General features: G+C 67.2%; 4 protein-coding genes. All 4 read left to right on the forward strand.

The features are described 5' to 3' along the window. Positions 1-215: 215 nt before the first annotated feature. The 4 genes from Sa4125_RS19940 to Sa4125_RS19955 all read left to right on the forward strand — a co-directional run bounded on the left by Sa4125_RS19940 (position 216) and on the right by Sa4125_RS19955 (position 20,663). Positions 216-18,701: a hypothetical protein gene (locus Sa4125_RS19940; RefSeq protein WP_224000925.1), complete on the forward strand. Its 18,486-nt coding sequence runs from the start codon at positions 216-218 to the stop codon at positions 18,699-18,701. A 410-nt stretch (positions 18,702-19,111) separates the two neighbouring features. Next, positions 19,112-19,618 carry a tail fiber protein gene (locus Sa4125_RS19945; RefSeq protein WP_224000927.1) on the forward strand — a complete coding sequence of 169 codons (507 nt, stop codon included), beginning with the start codon at positions 19,112-19,114 and terminating at the stop codon, positions 19,616-19,618. A gap of 10 nt (positions 19,619-19,628) precedes the next feature. Further along, positions 19,629-20,132, forward strand: a complete 504-nt coding sequence (locus Sa4125_RS19950) for a tail fiber protein (protein ID WP_224000929.1) — start codon at positions 19,629-19,631, stop codon at positions 20,130-20,132. 9 nt (positions 20,133-20,141) lie between these two features. After that, positions 20,142-20,663, forward strand: a complete 522-nt coding sequence (locus Sa4125_RS19955) for a tail fiber protein (RefSeq protein WP_224000931.1) — start codon at positions 20,142-20,144, stop codon at positions 20,661-20,663. The last annotated feature ends 9 nt before the right edge of the window (positions 20,664-20,672 follow it).

The raw sequence follows: 20,672 nt of genomic DNA on the forward strand, positions 1-20,672 counted from the left end.
TGGATCACCGGGTCATGGGCTGGCAGGGCTGACGAAAGAATTGTCGCGACGAGGTGCGACGCGATCCAGCATTGTGCTCACTCAGCCAGATACATCCGCCCATTCGGGATTCGGATCGTTCTGCGTACAAACAATCCCACTGCGACTATTGTGCAACGCCGGCAAATTGACAAACTGATCCAACCGTTTGCGACCGGCCTCCGAAGTGGCCGACCTTGGCCGAGCCCATTCACACTAACGAAACGTCAATATCCCGCCCGACTTCCCCTTACGCGTCGCTTCTAAGTTGTGCTTATATCCCGCCAAGGCTCCGGCTCGAGAGGGCGAACCGGAGGGGGATCGACTCTATGCGTTCTCGGCGATCGCAGCGACTGATGACTGGCACCTGCCTGGCGGCCTTGGCCTGCGCGGCGGTCAATGGTGGGGCCCGCGCTCAGGAGAGCCCGGCTTCCTCGGCCAATGGGCCGCTCTGGGGAGCGCATGCCGACATTGTCGGGCAAACGGCGCGCGAGCATTCGGCGGCCGGCGTGGAGTTCTTTGTCCCGCTGGCGCAGAATCAGGATTCGATGATCTTCATCGACGCCGGCATCAACGGCGACTTCGACTCCGAAGTCTATGGGACCTTCGGCGTCGGCTATCGCAAGATCGTCAGCCCGGACCTCATCCTTGGCGGCATCGTCGCCATCGACGTCACGCAGACGGACGAGGGGAACAGCTACGGTGCCATCTCGCTCGGCGCCGAGGCCATCGGCACCGCCGCCGAAGCGCGCATCAACGTGCAGCTGCCCTTCTCGGGGGCGAGCCGGATATCCGACAGAACCGTCGCGCTGAGCCAGCCGGGAACGCTGACCCTTCTCGACAACCGGCTCGTGGAGCAGGTGTCGAGCCGACGCATCACAGTCGACGAAGTGCCGCTGACAGGCGTCGAGGGCGAGATCGGCGTCAACCTGCCGATCGGCTTCGACCGGCTCGACGATCAGTTGAAGGCCTTCGTCGGCGCCTATCACTACGACGGAGACGGCGTCGACAGCTTCACCGGGGTGAGCGGCCGGCTGGAATACAGCGTCCACGACGTTCTGGGCGACAGCCTGCCCGGTGCCGACCTCATCCTTTCGGCAGGCCTCACCCATGATGAGGCACATGGCACGAATTTCGCCGGTGAGGTGCGCCTGCGCATTCCTCTCGGCGCGCCCGCCCGAACCGAAGCGGATGCGCGGGTGCTTTCGCCGATCGAGGAGCGGATGACGCAGCGCGTGGTGCGCACGACCCGCATCCAGACCTCCGAGCGGACCCACTCGACGACGGGAATCCCCCAGATCAGCGTCGCGACCGACCCGCTGACCGGCCTGCCGCTCAATTCGATCTATGTCGCCGACGGTGCCGAAACCCTGGGCGCCGGGACGCTGGCCGATCCGACGACGCTGGAAGACGCGGTGCAGCGGGCCGGCGGGAACGGCACGATCGTCGCCGAGGGAAACAACGGGACGATCGACACGCCGGGCGTGACGCTCGCCGACGGCCAGCGCCTCGTCGGCGGCGGCGTGGCCATCCCGGTGCGACTCGCCGACGGGACCGTGACGAATTTCCAACTGGGGCAGACCGCGCCGGTGATCGCCGGCCTCCCGACCGCGAACGTCATTTCGCTGGCTGCGGGCAACCGCCTCCAGGCGTTGACCATCACCGGCGGTCTCGCCGGGATCGCGGGCACCAATGTCGGCACGCTGACGCTGCAGCGGATCACCATCGCCGGCAGCGCCGCGACGGGCTTCTCGATCGCCAACAACGCCGGCACCAACACGCTTGCCATCGACGGCCTGTCGGTCGCGGGGGTCGGAGGGGCGGGAATCGCCGTGAACGGCCTCGGCGGCGGCACGACCACCGTCACTGGCTTCAGCGGCGTCGGTGTCGCCAGCGCGGGCGGCGGCGGCGTCCTCTTCGACGGCGTCACGTTCGACGCCGACCCTCGGGCTGCCGGCTTCCAGCGTGTCGAAGCCGGCGACCTGACCGTCGGCGCACAGACCGACCCGGCGGCGATCGTCGGCGACGGCCTGCGGCTCAACCAGGTGGCAGGCGACCTGAACTTCGCCAGTCTGCTGATCGCCAACATCGACGGCGCCGGCCTGTTCATCCGGGACCGCGGCGGCGCGGGCGGCGATTTCAACTTCGGCAACACCGGCGGGGCGATCACCACGGTCGGCGGCGCGGCCGTCGACATCGATCCGGTGGCGCTGGCGGCGCGTTTCGGCAGCGTGTCTTCGGTCGATGCCGACGGACAGGGATCCGGCGGCAACAACGGGCTCTTCCTCGACAACATCCTGGCGCGCGACGGTGGTTCGCCGGCACTGGTCATCGACGCGGTCCTCGTCGACGGGGCGACAGGCGACGGTCTCCTCGCCACCAACAATACGGGAGACCTTGTTTTCGGCACGACGACCATCACCAATGTCGGCGGCCACGGCATTGCCGCCGAGAACAACGTCGGATCGCTGAGCTTCGGCACCACATCGGTGACGAATGCCGCCGGGGACGGCATCGAGCTTGCGGGGAATGCCGGGCCCATTTCCTTCGCCACGACGACCATCACCAACCCGGGCGGCATGGGCATCTTTCTGGCCAGCAATGCCGGCTCGCTCACCTTCGCCGACACCGCCATCGCCAATCCCGGCCTCGGCGGCATCAACATTGCCGGGACGAACGGCAGCGTCGGCTTCGGCCATGTCGACATCACCGGCCTCGGCACCGGCACCGGCCTCGATCTGACGGACAAGGCCGGCTTTGCCTCGACGCGGGTAGCGCTGGCCTTCCAAACGCTCGACATTACCGGTACGGGCGCCGCCGGCTCCGTCGGCATCGACTATTCCGGTTCGACGAACACTTTCGACGTCGTCACGGCCGATTCCGGGACCATCAGCGGGGTCGCCGTGGGCATCGACCTTCGCGACGCCGCAGCGACCGGCCTTTTCCAGTACGGCGACGGCTCTGCCACCGATGCAGACGGACGCGCCAGCCAAATCGACGCTGCACGGCCCCTCGAGATCGGCGGGCTGAATGCCACGACGGGCATCTACAATCTGCGCGACGTCGCCCTCGTCGGCGACATCACCAACCTGACCGGCGTCACGGTCTTCTATGTCGATGCCGATGGCGGCAACAACCCCGGGATCGCGGACGGCACGGCGGAAGATCCCGGCACGCTGGCCCAGGCGAGCGCCAGCGGCGCCGACGTCATCGCCTTGGTCGACAACCAGTCCGCCGGGCAGGACGTCATTGACGCCGCCTCCGCCATCCAGGGCGCGCTGGGCTCGCTCACTCTCGCCACGGGGCAGCGCGTCATCAGCTTCCTGTTGCAGGACCTGATCGATCTGGGCGGCGGCCGCGCGCCCTCCAACCTGCTCCTCACCGGCATCGATGCCAACATCGTCCGCAACCCCAATGCCGGCAACGGCGCGCCGCGCCTGACAACGACCGAGGGAGGAAGCAACACGCTGGTCCTCGGCCGCGACAACGCCCTGCTCGGGACAGTGATCGACAATGGCGCCGGGGCCGTCGCGGTGTTCGGCAACGGCATCAGCGGCGTGAGCATCCACAGCAGCGAAGTCGCGTCGATCGCCCTGACAAACGCGACCGGAACCGGGCGCATCGAGAATTCGACGATCGGCCAGCTCGCGCTGACGGGCGGCACCGTCGCACTGACGGGCATCAACGCGGACATCGTCCATTCGGGCGCCGGTGCCGCCTTGTCGGTCACCGCCGGCCATTCCGGCAGCGTCAGCTTCGATGCCGCATCCTCGATCAGCGCAAACGGCGGAACCGGGTTGCGCTTCGTCGGCGTCAGTGGCGCCTACGCGCTCAGCGGCTCGGCCAGGCTCGCCGGTGGCGCCAATCTCGCGATCTCCGGCGCGACGGGCAGCCTGTCGTTCGGCAATGTCGCCATCACCGCGCCGGCGGGCAACGGCATCGACATTTCCGGCGCGGCCGGGACGCTCAGCTTCGGCGATGTCGCGATCACCGGCGTCGCGGCGGGTGCCGTCGCGCTCGACTTCAACGGCGCCGCCCTTACCGGCGCCTTCAACGCGCGATCGCTGGTCGCGACCGGCAGCGGCGGCACCCCGCCCGCCGGCTCGGTCGGCATCGACCTGCGCGGCGTCAGCGGTGGCCAGGCGATCCGCATCGGCGTCTCGCCGGCGCCCAACCCGGCGGCGGACACTCCGTCCAGCCTGACCAATTTCGCCACCGGCGTCTTCGTCGACGCCGCCAGCGACGCCGCCTTCACCTTCGGCGATGGCGAGGATGCGGTCGATCGCGGCAGCCGCATCACGGCAACGACGGCGATCAATGCCGCGAGCGCGCCGACCCTTGGCAACTACAATTTCCTCGACGTCGATTTCCTCGGCGCCGCGCCTGGCGCCGGCTTCAATCCGGCAACCGTGTACTATTTCTCCGAGACCGGAACGGGCACCGGCGCGACCCAGTTCGATCCCGGCTCGATCGGCGGCGCCGAGGCCAGCGGTGCCACCGTGCTGGTGCCGATCGGTCCGGCTACGATCAATGCGGCAAATGGCGGTGGCCTCGGCAGCCTCGATCTGGCAGCGGCGCAGCAACTGCGCGGATTCCAGACTGCCAACGGATCTCTGGCAGTCGGGTTCACCGGCCCGGCCACCATCCAGATCTCCGCCCTCAGTGCCACGATCAACAACCTGACCGGCAGGGCATCGCCGACGCTGACCACCACCGCCGCCGGATCGAACGTCGTCAACCTTTCGAGCGGCAACCAGCTGTCCGCGATCTCGACGAGCGGCGGCGCGTCCGGCATCGCCGGCAGCAGCATCACCAATCTGATCGCGGACAATATCCGGATCGCGAACACGAGCGGCGCGGGCATTGCGCTGATCGGGACGTCTGGCAATATCGCCTTCACCGGGGCGACGTCCGTCACGGCGACGGGGGGCGCGGGTGTTTCCATCGCCGCCGGCAGCGGAACGGTCAGCTTCGCGACGCTGTCGGTCGACAATTCCGCCACGGCGGGCGTCGGCGTGTCGGTCAGCGGCCCCGGCAGCTTCAGCTTCACCAACGGCCTCGCGATCCGCACGACCACCGGCTCGGGCCTTGCCGCGAGCGGCGGCGCCAGCCTTGCGGTGGCGGCGACGGCCGGCGCGGAAGCCATCGCCACGACCGGCGGAACGGCGCTCGGCCTCGACGGCGTGACGATCGGCGCCGGCGGGCTCAATCTCGATTCGCTCCTGGCCAATGGCGCGGCGACCGGCATCGGCCTCAACAATGTCGGCTCGAGCGGTGGAGGGATCAGTCTGGGCACGGTGACGCTGGCCGGCGTGACCGCCCGCGGCGTCGACGTCTCCGGCACGCTGGGGGCCGGGCTCAATTTCGGCAGCCTTTCCATCGGCCTTGCCGGCGGCACGGGCACGGCCTTCGACCTCAATGGCGCGACGCTCGGCGCGGCGATCACGGCCGGCGATTTCGACGTCACCAATGCCGGCGCCCGCGGCACCACGATCGGCATCGACCTCACCGGCCTCGCCGGCAACCAGACGGTCCGCCTCGGCGACGCCAATCCCGGCGGGCAGTCCTCCAGCATCGCCGGTGTCGCGACCGGCGTGGTCATCGCCAACACCTCCTCGGCGCAGTTCACCTTCGGCGACGGGGAAGCCGCCACCGACCGTGGCTCGACGATCGACGCGACGGTCGACATCGCGGCCCCGGGCAGCGTGCCCGCCTTGGCCAGCTTCAACTTCCGCGACCTGCGGCTCGACGGCAGCCCGGGCTCGGGCTTCGGCGTCGGCCGGATTTTCTTCGTCGACAGCGACGGCGCCACCGGCGGCGGCGACGGGACCGGCCGCGACGGCGCCAATCCGGCAGCCCTCGCCTTTGCCGAGGCGAACGCCCTCGCCGGCGACATCATCGTCCTCGTCAACAACGGCACCGCGATCTCCGCCTTCGCGACCGGGGCCGACAACACCCTTCTGCTGCTTTCCAGCCAAGAGGTGCGCGGCTTCGCCAACGGCGCCGTCTCGCTCGGCTTCACCGCGCCGGCCGGGTTCGACTTCGGCGGCAACTCCTTCTCGCTGGCCGACCCGACCAATGGCGGCGCGGCAACGCTGACCTCCGGGCTCGGCAACGACGTCATCACGCTCGGCGCCTCGGGCAACCTGATCGACGGCTTCATCCTCGACGGCAGCCCGGCCGGCGCGGCGCGCGGCATCATCAGCGCGGGATCGGCGGGCGCGACGATCGCCAACATGACCGTCCGCAACTTCACCGGCCCGGCCCTGCACCTCCAGAACCTTTCCGGCATCACCACGCTGACCAATGTCTCGGTGACCGGCGCGACCGGCGGCGCGATGCGCTTCGACAACGCGGCCGGGACGGTGACGGCGACCAATGTCGACCTCACCGGCGCCGCGGCGCTCGTCGTCGCCGGCGGCAACGCCGCTTTCGGCTTCGACGCCGCCAGCTCGATCGCCAATACCGGCGGGCTCGCCGTCAGCCTGTCGGCCCGCACCGGCGGCAGCTTCACCCATGCCGGCACGGTGACCTCCGATGGCGCCGGTGCCGGCGGCATCTCCATCAGCGGCGCCACCGCCGCCAACACCGTGAATTTCGGCGGAACGGTCAATCTCGGCGGCACCACCGCGCTCGGCGCGTCGGGCGTCGTGGTCGACAATGCCGGCACGGCCTCGATCCTGACCTTTGCCAATCTCGGCGTCGCCACCAATGGCGTCACCGCCCTCTCGGCCGGCAATGGCGGCACGGTCAACGTCACCGCCGGCTCCCTGTCGGCGCTGGGCGCAACGGCGGTCGCCCTGAACGCTGTCACCGCCGGCATCAATCTCACCTCGACCAGTTCGACCGGCGGGGCGAACAACGTCGCGCTCACCAATGTCGCGGGCTCGCTCGTCCTCGGCACCGGCGCGCTCAGCGGCGCCACCGCCAACGCCTTCGCGATCACCGGCGGCACCGCGAATATCGGCTATGCCGGGTCGATCACGAAGACGCTGGGCGGCCAGATCCTCTCCGTCGACGGCCACGCGACCGGCACGCTCAGCTTCTCCGGCGCCGTCAACGCCAGCGGCCTCTCCGGCGGCATCCTGATCCAGAACACCACCGGCAGCACGGCCGGCTTCACCGGCGCCGTCACGCTGAGCACCGGCGCGTCCAACGGCGTCACCCTGGCCAACAACACCGGCAGCGTCGCCTTCAACGGCGGCCTCGCCGTCACCACCACCAGCGGCGCCGGCTTCACCGCCAGCGGCGGCGGCACCATCAGCGTCGCTGCCGCCGGCACGCGCCAGATCACCACGACCACCGGCCAGATCCTCAGCCTCAACGGCGTGACGATCGGCGCAGGCGGCGCCAGCTTCGGAAACCTCACCGCATCCGGCATCGTCGCGGCCGACGCGATCAACCTCACCGGCGTCACCGGCAGTGCCCTCTCGGGCGCAACCGTCTCGATCGCGGGAACGAGTGGCGCAGGTTCCGACGGCATCGAAGTCAACAATTCGAGCGCCACCTTCGGCTTCGGCGCGACGACCATCGGCGCCACCGCCAGAAATGGCATCAGCCTGTCGGGCAATGCCGGCACGGTCACCTTCAGCGGCACGACCACGCTGACCAATCCAGGCGCCGCCGGTGTTGCCGTCACGGGCACCAACGGCACGATCGGTTTCGACAACCTGCAGATCGCACTGCAGTCGGACAACACGACCGGTGTCGATCTCCGCGGCGCAAATCTCGACTCCGGCTTCACGGCGACGGATTTCGACCTCACCAGCACCTCTCCCACGGGTACAACGGCGATCGATCTGAGTTTCACGACGAGCACCGGCATCGTGCGCTTCGGCGACACGAACGTGGCGGGGCAGAGCGCCACGATCGGCGGCGCTGGCGCCAATGCGGCGGGACCGACAACCGGCATCCAGTTGGACAGTGCCAACATCGCCAACTTCATTTTCGGCGACGGCGAGAGCACGGGAGACCAGGGCAGCCGCATCACCGCGACGGACCGGCTGGACGCCAGTCCCGGCCCTGCCGGCGGCAGCTACAACATTCTCGACGTCGACTTCCTGGGGGCGGCGCCTGGCCCCGGGTTCTTGCCGGCAACCGCCTACTATTTCTCCGCGGGCGGCACGGGCACGGGCTCGACGATCAACGATCCCGGCTCGATTGCCGGCGCGCAGGCCAGCAGCGCCTCGCTGTTGATCCCCGTCGGCGCGGCGCCGATCGACGCCGCCGGTGCCGGCGGCAGTCTCGACCTCGACGCGAACCAGCAGCTGCGCGCCTTCGACGCGCCGAACGGCACGCTCGACATCGGCTTTGCCTATGGTGGTGCCGGCGTCATCCAGACCACGGCGACGGCGGGCAACATCAGCGACACCGCCGGCAACGGCTCGCCCGAGCTGACCACGACGATCGCTGCCCCCGTCATCAATCTCTCCGACGGCAACACGCTGTCGCGCATCCGCATCAACGGCGGCTTGGTCGGCGTGACCAGCACCGTCGCCATCAACAGCCTCATCGCCAACGACCTGACCGTCGCGAACACGAGCGGCGCGGGCATTGCGCTGATCGGGACGTCTGGCAATATCGCCTTCACCGGGGCGACGTCCGTCACGGCGACGGGGGGCGCGGGTGTTTCCATCGCCGCCGGCAGCGGAACGGTCAGCTTCGCGACGCTGTCGGTCGACAATTCCGCCACGGCGGGCGTCGGCGTGTCGGTCAGCGGCCCCGGCAGCTTCAGCTTCACCAACGGCCTCGCGATCCGCACGACCACCGGCTCGGGCCTTGCCGCGAGCGGCGGCGCCAGCCTTGCGGTGGCGGCGACGGCCGGCGCGGAAGCCATCGCCACGACCGGCGGAACGGCGCTCGGCCTCGACGGCGTGACGATCGGCGCCGGCGGGCTCAATCTCGATTCGCTCCTGGCCAATGGCGCGGCGACCGGCATCGGCCTCAACAATGTCGGCTCGAGCGGTGGAGGGATCAGTCTGGGCACGGTGACGCTGGCCGGCGTGACCGCCCGCGGCGTCGACGTCTCCGGCACGCTGGGGGCCGGGCTCAATTTCGGCAGCCTTTCCATCGGCCTTGCCGGCGGCACGGGCACGGCCTTCGACCTCAATGGCGCGACGCTCGGCGCGGCGATCACGGCCGGCGATTTCGACGTCACCAATGCCGGCGCCCGCGGCACCACGATCGGCATCGACCTCACCGGCCTCGCCGGCAACCAGACGGTCCGCCTCGGCGACGCCAATCCCGGCGGGCAGTCCTCCAGCATCGCCGGTGTCGCGACCGGCGTGGTCATCGCCAACACCTCCTCGGCGCAGTTCACCTTCGGCGACGGGGAAGCCGCCACCGACCGTGGCTCGACGATCGACGCGACGGTCGACATCGCGGCCCCGGGCAGCGTGCCCGCCTTGGCCAGCTTCAACTTCCGCGACCTGCGGCTCGACGGCAGCCCGGGCTCGGGCTTCGGCGTCGGCCGGATTTTCTTCGTCGACAGCGACGGCGCCACCGGCGGCGGCGACGGGACCGGCCGCGACGGCGCCAATCCGGCAGCCCTCGCCTTTGCCGAGGCGAACGCCCTCGCCGGCGACATCATCGTCCTCGTCAACAACGGCACCGCGATCTCCGCCTTCGCGACCGGGGCCGACAACACCCTTCTGCTGCTTTCCAGCCAAGAGGTGCGCGGCTTCGCCAACGGCGCCGTCTCGCTCGGCTTCACCGCGCCGGCCGGGTTCGACTTCGGCGGCAACTCCTTCTCGCTGGCCGACCCGACCAATGGCGGCGCGGCAACGCTGACCTCCGGGCTCGGCAACGACGTCATCACGCTCGGCGCCTCGGGCAACCTGATCGACGGCTTCATCCTCGACGGCAGCCCGGCCGGCGCGGCGCGCGGCATCATCAGCGCGGGATCGGCGGGCGCGACGATCGCCAACATGACCGTCCGCAACTTCACCGGCCCGGCCCTGCACCTCCAGAACCTTTCCGGCATCACCACGCTGACCAATGTCTCGGTGACCGGCGCGACCGGCGGCGCGATGCGCTTCGACAACGCGGCCGGGACGGTGACGGCGACCAATGTCGACCTCACCGGCGCCGCGGCGCTCGTCGTCGCCGGCGGCAACGCCGCTTTCGGCTTCGACGCCGCCAGCTCGATCGCCAATACCGGCGGGCTCGCCGTCAGCCTGTCGGCCCGCACCGGCGGCAGCTTCACCCATGCCGGCACGGTGACCTCCGATGGCGCCGGTGCCGGCGGCATCTCCATCAGCGGCGCCACCGCCGCCAACACCGTGAATTTCGGCGGAACGGTCAATCTCGGCGGCACCACCGCGCTCGGCGCGTCGGGCGTCGTGGTCGACAATGCCGGCACGGCCTCGATCCTGACCTTTGCCAATCTCGGCGTCGCCACCAATGGCGTCACCGCCCTCTCGGCCGGCAATGGCGGCACGGTCAACGTCACCGCCGGCTCCCTGTCGGCGCTGGGCGCAACGGCGGTCGCCCTGAACGCTGTCACCGCCGGCATCAATCTCACCTCGACCAGTTCGACCGGCGGGGCGAACAACGTCGCGCTCACCAATGTCGCGGGCTCGCTCGTCCTCGGCACCGGCGCGCTCAGCGGCGCCACCGCCAACGCCTTCGCGATCACCGGCGGCACCGCGAATATCGGCTATGCCGGGTCGATCACGAAGACGCTGGGCGGCCAGATCCTCTCCGTCGACGGCCACGCGACCGGCACGCTCAGCTTCTCCGGCGCCGTCAACGCCAGCGGCCTCTCCGGCGGCATCCTGATCCAGAACACCACCGGCAGCACGGCCGGCTTCACCGGCGCCGTCACGCTGAGCACCGGCGCGTCCAACGGCGTCACCCTGGCCAACAACACCGGCAGCGTCGCCTTCAACGGCGGCCTCGCCGTCACCACCACCAGCGGCGCCGGCTTCACCGCCAGCGGCGGCGGCACCATCAGCGTCGCTGCCGCCGGCACGCGCCAGATCACCACGACCACCGGCCAGATCCTCAGCCTCAACGGCGTGACGATCGGCGCAGGCGGCGCCAGCTTCGGAAACCTCACCGCATCCGGCATCGTCGCGGCCGACGCGATCAATCTCACCAATGTCAGCGGTGCCAGCTTCCTAGGCGGCACGGTATCGATCGCCGGAACGTCGGGCCCCGGGTCCGACGGCATCGAAGTCAACAATTCGAGCGCCATCGTCAATTTTGGCCTCAATCAGGTCGCGATCAACAATACCGCGGGCCACGGCGTCAATCTCGTCGGCGCCAACGGTACGGTGACGATGTTCAACACCGTGGTCAACGGCGCGGCGGGTTCGGGCGTCCGGATCAGCGGCACGACCGGCTTCGTCTTCCTGGGCGGGTCGCTTGGCGCCACGACCGTCAATAACGGTCCGGGACTCCTCGTGGAGAACACGGTCTCGGGCACGGTTCAGACCACCGGCATCAATGTCCGGGCAAACGGCGCGGACGCCGTCCAGCTGGCGAACAATGCCGGTGCCGTTCTCATGAACTGGCCCGGCACGATCACCCAGCTCGGTACCGGCGATGGCGTCGACATCAGCGGCGGCACGGGCAACGTCACCATTGACAGCAGCATCGTCCACAGCGGCGCCGCGGGAGCCGCGATCCGCATTGCGGGAACCTCCGCGACCATCGCTTTCGATGGCGACCAAATCACCAAGACCATTGGCGGCGTGACCGCCGATATCAGCGATGCCATCGGCGCCGTGCAGATCGGCGGCATCTTCGGGGGCGCGGTGACCGGCAGCAGCGGCGCTGGCGGCCTCCTGATCGACAACAGCAACGTCACTTTCGGGACGCAGGTGTCGTTGACGACGGGAACCGCGAATGGCGTCACCGTCACCAACAATTCCGGCCGCACCGTCGCCTTCACCGGTGGCCTCGCCATCAACACGACCACCGGCACCGGCTTCACGGCATCTGGCGGTGGCATTGTCCAAGTCTCCGCAGCCGGCACGCGCCAGATCAATACCACCACCGGGCGGATCCTCGACTGGGACGCGGTCAACGTCGAGACAAGCGTCAATTTCAGCAGCCTCACCTCGACCGGCCTCATCTCCACGGATGCGATCTACCTCGCAAGCATCGGAGGAGCCGGCACCTTCAGCGGCGGCACGGTCTCGATCGCGGGCACGAGCGGCGTCGGATCCAACGGCATCGAGATCGCAGGTTCCGGTCCGAGCCTCGGCATCGGCTTCGGTCCGACGACGATCGGCGCCACCGGCGGCAATGGCATCGCGTTGACGGGGAACTCGGGCAGCATTGGCTTTACCGGCACCACCACGATCAATAATCCCGGCGCCGCAGGTGTCGATATCGATGGCGGCGATGGCGCCATCAGCTTCGCCAACCTGCAGATCACGCTTGGTTCGGTAAACACGACTGCGCTCGACCTCTCGAACGCGACGTTTAGCGGAAACATCACCGCCGGGGATTTCGACGTCGACGGCGGTGGCCTGGCCGGAACGCTGGGCATCAACCTTACCGACACAACCGGTGCCGGGACGGTCCAGCTCGGCGATCTCCTGAACAACAATCCGCTCGGCCAGGCATCGACCATCGCCGACGTCGCCCGCGGCGCGCTGTTCTCGAGCACCACCAACACCAATCTCGTCTTCGGCGATGGCGCCGCACCGGTTGAATCATCGATTGCGACGTTCGGCGGCGGCAGGGTCATCGACGACAACGGCACCGGCCTGCCGGCCGCTGGCACCTACGATTTCGACGACGTCACCTTCACTGGCGACGCGAGCAATCTGTCGGCGGTGTCGGTCTACTTCATCGACCCCACCGGCACTGGAAATGGCTCGCTCGCGAACCCCGGCAGCGTCGCCGGTGCCGAACTGTCGACCTCCAACGTCTTCGTGCTTGTCGACAAGCTTCTCGACGCCACCTCCGGCCAGATCGACATGGTCAACAATGCCGTTCACGTCAGCGGTGGTTCGGTGAACTCGTTCGACCTGAAGGACGGCCAGGTTCTGATCTCGTTCGCTTCGGGCGACGCGTCGATCGACGTTGCCGACTTCGGCATCAGCGGATCAGGCGCTCCGAACAGCTTCTCCTTCACGACAATCACCAACTCGACCGTCATCAGCGCGCCCGTCGGCATCGACACGGTCAGACCGACGTTGACGACCTCGATCGGCAATACGATCAATCTGGCAACGACTGGCGTGGGCACGATAACCGGCGGCGTCGCGCGCGTCCTGGTCGCCAATACGGGCGTCTCGGGCGACGGCATCGCCGTGACGAGCGATCAGCTCTCCGCCTTCTATCTCCGCAACAATACGATCACGGCGAACGCCAATGCGATCGATATCCGGACCTCGGTCGGCACCTTGGTCGCCGACACCTTCGTTCTGTCCGTCGACGGCAACAGCTTCAGCTCCACGGGCGGCAATGTGGCCGTGGGCATCTCCGGGCAGAATCTCACCGCGGCGACGAACACGGTCGCCATTCGCTCCTTCGCAAACAATACCGTGCTGGGCAGCGGATCAGGCGGCGGCATCACCTTCGACAATGTCCATTTCGATGGCGCTGACACCGCTGGCGATCAGCCGGTCAGTGCCGGCACGCTGACGGTCGGCACCACGGGCGCGCGTGTCCAGGGCGGCGGCATCTCTCTCGTCAATCCGATCGGCACGCTGAACTTCACGACACTCGACATCGCCAACAACAGCGGCACCGGCCTGCTGGTCGATACCAAGGGGGCCGGCACCACCTTTACCTTGAACAACACAAGCGGCGTCGTGGACACGACGAATGGCGTTGCCTTCAACCTCGATCCGCTGACGGTCGGAATGACGTTCTCGTCGGTCACCGCCACCGGCGGCACGAACGGCATCATCTTCGACCAGGTCGCCGGCACGTTCAACGTCACCGGCGCCACGACCATCAGCAATACTTCCGGTGCTGGCCTGTCGTCGATCAATACCAACACCGGCACGTTCAACTTCGCAGCCTTGACCGTCAACAACACCACCGGCGGCGGCATCGGCTGGGCGAGCGGCACGCTCAACGTCAGCGGCCTTGCCAATATCGACACGACCAGCGGCACGGCCATCTCCCAGACCGGTGGCGTGACGTCCTTCACCGGCGGGCTCGACATCAATACGACCAGCGGAACCGGCTATGCCGCAACGGGCGGCACGGTCATTGTCACGGGTGCCGGGAATACGATCGGGACCCAGACGGGCCAGCTCCTCGAAATCCAGAACACCACGATCGGTGCCGGAGGCGTGCAATTCGACTCGCTCAGTGCGACCGGCGCGGTGCTCGCCGGTTCCGCCGTCACCTTCTTGAACACAACCGGCGCAGGCACCACCGTCGATCTGGGCGCCATCACGGTCGCCGGCGCCGCCGGCGCGGGGCTCGTCATCACCAACTCGGCGCCGAACTTCGAGATCGCCTCGGCGACGATCTCCGTTGCAGCCGGGGGTATCTCCCTCAACGGCGCAAACGGCACGGTGAGGTTCGATACTATCGACCTGGAGGCGATAGCGGGAATCGGGTTTGCGATCAGCAACAACACCAGCGCCATCTCGGTTCTGGCCGGCTCGGTCGGTGCCGTGAACGATCCCACCGCAACGGGTCTGCTGATCAGCGGAGGCTCGGGCAACATCGATTTCGCCGCCAGCGTGCGCAAGACGACCTTTGCGTCGCCGACCGTGCGCGTGACCGGGCGGACCGGTGGCACCGTCAACATCACCGGCGCGGTGGTGCGCGAGAACTCCGGCGGGGAAGGCATCGTCGTCGACACCAATACCGGCGGAACCATCAACTTCACCGGCGCCATGACCCTCGCCACCAATGCCGGCAGCGCGGTCAGCCTTTCGAACAATACGGGTGCGACGGTCAACTTCTCCGGCGGCATGGCGATCGCCAACCTGTTGTCCGGCGCGGGCTTCATCGCCAGCGGCGGCGGCACGATCGCCGTCACCGGCACCAACACGATCTCGACTGGGACCGGCACCGCGCTCTCGCTGAGCGGCATCACCGTCGGCGGCAGCGGAATCAATCTCTCCGGCGTTTCGGCCAACGGCGCAGCAAACGCCATCCTGCTGACGGGCGTAGCCTCGACCGGCGGCGGGTCCATCGCGCTCGGGACGGTCAATCTACAGAACGTCACCGGGCGCGGCGTCGGCATCAGCGGGACGATGGGCGCGGCGATGTCCTTCGCCGACCTCGACATCTCGCTCAACGACAGCGCGGCGATCGCCTTTGACCTTAACGGCGCGACCCTCAATGCGTTCGTCACCGCGGGTGATTTCGACGTCACCAACAATGCCGCCGCCGGCACGAGCGTCGGCGTCGACCTGCGCGGTGCGCTTGGCGGGTCGGTGGTCCGGCTCGGCGACGCGGCGGTGGCGGGCGCCAGTTCCTCGATCGCCGGCGTCAATACCGGCGTCTTCCTCAATGCCGCGACGAACCTCGCCTTCTCCTATGGCGACGGCGAATCGGTCACGGATCAGGGGTCGACCATCTCCGCCGTCGTCGGGATCGATGCTTCGGCAGCGCCGGTCGCCGGGACCTACAGTTTCCGCGACGTTTTCTTCCCGGCAAGCCCGGGCCTCGGCTTCGGCATCGGCGACATCTACTTCGTCGACAGCGACGGCGCGACCGGTGGCGGCAGCGGGTCCGGCATCAATGGCGCCAACCCGATGACGCTGGGGGCGGCGGAGCTGGCCTCGGACGGCGGTGATATCATCGTGCTGATCAACAACGGCTCGGCGATCACCGCGGCGGGCACCAATGCCAACGACACGCTGCTGCTGTCGGACGGCGAACAGGTGCGCGGGTTTGGCGGGGGTGCGATCAACCTCGCGCTGACCGTGCCGTCAACGATCCAGCTGGCGAGCGACAGCATCTCCATCGCCGATCCCACTGCTGGCGGCGCCGCGACGCTGACGACAAGCGCTGGTGAAGACGTCATCAGGTTGGGCAGCCAGAACAACATCATCGACGGGTTCATCCTCGACGGCGATCCGGCGGGCGCGGTCCGCGGCATCAACGACAATGGCGCCGGCGCGACCAACACGCTCGTCAACAACATGACGATCCGCAATTTCGATACGGTCGGCATCGAGATCACGCCCTCGACGAACACGACGATCACGAACACCAGCTTCACCGGCAACGTCACGGACGTGCTGCTCAACGCCGCCGGCACGACCCTCTCGAACGTCACCAGCACCGGCGCGACCGGAACGGCGTTCCGGCTCGACAACGTCACCGGCACCACCGCGTTGACCAATGTGTCGATCAGCGGCGCGGCCAATGGCGGCCTCACCTTCTCCGGCTCCCATGCCGGAACGATCAACCTGACCAATGTCGACATTTCCGGGACCAACGCGCTGAACATCATCGGCGGCGCCGGGGCGTTCACCTTCGATTCGACGAGTTCGATCACCAACAGCAGCGGTACGGCGGTCACCATCGTCAACCGCACCGGGGGCGCCGTCAATTTCGCCGGCACGGTGGTGGCGAACGGCGCGACCAACGGTGTCGTCGTTTCGGGCGCCACGGGTGCGAACACGGTCAGCTTCACCGGTACCGTCGACCTTGGCGTCGGAACGGCCCTGACCGGCACGGCCGTATCGCTCGCCGACGCCAACACCACGACGAGCTTTTCGAACATCGACATCGTGACCAACAGCGCGTTCGGCTTCAACGCCACGGGCGGCGGCACTGTCAACGTCACCACCGGCACGCTCAATTCCACCGCCGCACAGGCGATCAACCTCGATGGCGTCGCGGCGGGGATCACCTTCACCTCCACGACATCGAGCGGCGGCACGAACAATGCCGCCCTGAACGCCGTGACCGGCACCGTCAATCTCGGCTCGGGTGCGTTCAGCACGGCGACGGGGGCGAACTTCCTGATCAGCGGCGGAACCGCCAACGTCAGCTATGGCGGCACCATATCCAGGACCGCGGCGGGACGGCTGATCGACATCCAGAACCGGACGGCCGGCAACGTGACCTTCAGCGGCAATCTGTTGGCCACGGGAGGCGCCGCCTCCGGCATCTTCGCCAATGCCAATTCGGGCGGCGCCGTCACCTTCTCCGGCACGACAAAGACGCTGAACACCGGCGCCAATGCTGCCGTTAACCTGACCAGCAACGCCGGCGCGACGTTCAACTTCACCAATGGCGGTTTGGATATCGATACGACGTCGGCGACTGGCTTCAACGCCACCGGCGGCGGCACGGTCACCGTGCAGGGGACCGGGAACACCATCACCTCGACCACCGGCACGGCGCTCAACGTCGCCAACACCAATATCGGCACGGCCGACCTGACGTTCCAGAGCATCACCTCAAACGGCGGCAGCGCCACAGGCATCATTCTCGACACCACAGGCTCGGCCGGCGGCCTGCACGTGACGGGCACCGGCTCTGCAGGCTCGGGCGGCACGATCGCCAACAAGACCGGCGCCGATGGTGCGTTGACGACCGGCAATGGCATCTACCTGAACAACACCGCCGACGTGCGGCTGGCCCGCATGCAGCTCAACGATTTCCAGAATAGCGCCATTCGCGGCTTCGCGGTGAACGGCTTCTCGCTGGAGAACAGCGTGATCAGCGGGACGGTGGGCAACAATGCCGGCGTGATCGAGGGCGCGATCGCCTTCGGCGACGCTCTGGCGCTTGGAACGGCCGGCCTGACTGGCAGTTCGCTGATCGACAACGTCAACATCAGCGGCTCCATCGAGCACCAGATCGAAGTTTACAATCAGACCGGCACGATGAACCTGACGGTCAGAAATTCGAGCATCCACGATGGCGGCGTCGACGGCTTCCAGTTGGAGATCAGGGGCACCGCACAGGCCTTCGTCCACATCGACAACAACCAGATCTTCAACATGGGGTCGCAGGCGATCCAGATGAGCGCGCTGGAGCAGTCCAACCTCCACGCGACCATCCGGAGAAATACGATCACGCGCGGCACGCAAGGCAACGAAGGCATCGTGATTTCGAACGGCGGCGATGCCGACGCCAGGGTGCTGATCGGCGGACCGGCCGCAGGCGACGGCAATACCATTTCGGGCTTCGGCGGCGTGGCGATCTTCGTGGGTCAAGTTGCCGGTCAGGGCACCGCCCAGTCGCTGCTGGAGGCGACGATCCAGAACAACACCGTCACGTCCCCGGCGAGCGCGACCAACCACGCAATACTTGCATTCCTCAGCAGCCAGGTTGGGCAGGTGTCGCAGGCCCGATTCCTCATCGACAATAACAACGTGACCTACAATTCCGCCGCTGCTCGCGCCATTCTCGTCGATGCGCCAGATGCGGGCGGGTACACCCCTAACTTCTACGCCACTGTGACGAACAATACGGTCACGGCTACCAATGCAGGTGCAGTGACGATGATCTCGGTCGCGGCCCGAAACGGCGCCACCGGTCATTCGGATATTCGCGGCAATGACGTGAATTACACGACGGCTGTGGGGGTTACCGGCATCAACGTGCGCGAGGCCACGGCAGGAAGCAACGAGCTTGCCCGCGGAGGATCGGGGTCCAACGATTCCGCCGCGGTCCTGGCGGCCAACAACCCGTTGTCGACGACGACCGTCCTACCCAGCGCCGGTGACATCCCCGTCGTCGAGAACAACACCATTCTGCTCCCGGCGACGCCGACTCTGCCGAGCCTGCCCTGATGGGGAGGACCTGGCGGCAGCGAAACGGTGGCGCGAACGTCCGCGGCAAGACCCTGTCCACGACGCGCGGAACCCGGTCGTCCCCCGCCGCAATCGTCAGCGGCGGCGTCGGTCGGATGCATCAAGCGGCATCGAGAGTAGGAATGACATCAACCCGAAACACCGCAACCGCAACATCGTTGAAAGACCCCGTCGATCGGACAACTCGCCAAATTTATCTGTAAAATCAATATTCTAAATTCCTTTACGCAGCAATTTAATGCTCCGATTAGTTACCCTTCTTTGTCTACCGATATTTTTGACAATGGACGTCGTCATCAGAACGCATTTATATTCAAAACCCCCCGAGCTTTGGTAGACTCTGGATCGAGCACGTATATAATGAACAGTGAAAACATGAGGGGAGGCCTATGGCAGAGCCATTTCTATCCGAAATCCGCCTCATGTCCTTCGCCTTCGCGCCGAAGGGATGGGCCCTCTGCAATGGTCAGTTGCTGCCGATCAATCAGAACCAGGCGCTCTTCTCGCTGCTGGGGACGACATTTGGCGGTGATGGCAGGGTGAATTTTGCCTTGCCCGATTATCGGGGGCGGGTGCCCATGCATGTCGGCTCCGGACACACGCTTGGCGAACGTGGCGGTGAGCAGGCGCACACGCTTTCCACTTCCGAACTTCCGACGCATACGCACGTCCTGCAAGCCACCAGCGGCACCGCCACGGCCGCCATACCCTCCTCCGCGCTGATGCTAGCGACGTCCGCCAATTACGAGGCCTATCGTCCAGCTTCGGCGTTGGTTTCGCTGCAGCCGTCGACCGTGGCAAATGTCGGCGGCAGCCAAGCGCATCTGAACATGCAGCCATTTCTCTCCCTGTCGTTCTGCATCGCGCTGCAGGGCATTTTCCCGTCACCGAACTGAGGAGACCGCCATGGCTCAGCCTTACGTCGGCGAGATCCGCATGTTCGCTGGCAATTTCGCGCCACTCGGCTGGATGTTCTGCGACGGCCAGCTCGTGCCGATCTCGGAAAACGAGACGCTGTTCCAGTTGATCGGCACGACCTATGGCGGCGACGGCCAGAGCACGTTCGCCCTGCCCGATCTGCGCGGGCGCCTGCCACTGCACCAGGGCAACGGCTTCATCCTGGCCGAGACGGGCGGCGTCGAGGAGATAACGCTGACGGTCAACCAGATCGCCGCGCACGGCCATCCGATGCTGGCGTCGACGGACCCGACGAACACGCCCAGTCCGAGCAACAACGTGATCGGAACGCCGCAGACGGCAACGCCCTTCTACGCCGCGCCGCCGACGCTTCCGCTTTCTCCGCAGTCAATCTCCCCGGTCGGCGGCAGCCAGCCGCACACGAATATCCAGCCCTATCTTTGCGTCAATTTCATCATCTCGCTGTTCGGGATCTTCCCGTCGCCGACCTGAGAGGCAGTCATGGCCGACCCTTTCGTTGCGGAAATTCGTATCTTTCCATTCAACTTCGCGCCCAAGGGCTGGGCCTGGTGCGACGGGCAACTTCTGCCGTTGTCCCAGAACACGGCGCTGTTTTCGCTCCTCGGCACCACCTACGGCGGTAACGGCATTTCGACCTTCGCCCTCCCGGACATGCAAGGGAGCGTGCCGATGCATCCCGGTCAGGGGCCGGGCCTGTCGCTGCATGATCTGGGCGAAACCGCAGGATCGGAGACCGTCACCTTGCTTGAGTCGGAGATCCCGACCCATAGCCACGCGCTCAATACCTACAACGACGTTGGCGAAGATCGCATCGCAGGCGCTTCCGAAGCGATCGCCCGATCGACCGGGGGACTTCTCTTCGGAGCGCCCGCGGGATTGGCAACGATGTCGCCCACCGCGCTCACGCCCGCCGGCGGCGACCAGCCGCACAACAACATGCAGCCCTATCTCACCTGCTATTTCTGCATCGCGCTGCAGGGCGTCTTTCCGCCGCGGCCGTGAGCGGCGGAC

The sequence above is a fragment of the Aureimonas sp. SA4125 genome (assembly GCF_019973775.1).
GTDB lineage: Bacteria > Pseudomonadota > Alphaproteobacteria > Rhizobiales > Rhizobiaceae > Plantimonas.

What these genes read in the sequence shown, in the direction of transcription:
- Sa4125_RS19955 (WP_224000931.1), top strand. Translation starts at nt 20,142, where the DNA reads ATGGCCGACCCTTTCGTTGCGGAAATTCGTATCTTTCCATTCAACTTC.
- Sa4125_RS19945 (WP_224000927.1), top strand. Translation starts at nt 19,112, where the DNA reads ATGGCAGAGCCATTTCTATCCGAAATCCGCCTCATGTCCTTCGCCTTC.
- Sa4125_RS19950 (WP_224000929.1), top strand. Translation starts at nt 19,629, where the DNA reads ATGGCTCAGCCTTACGTCGGCGAGATCCGCATGTTCGCTGGCAATTTC.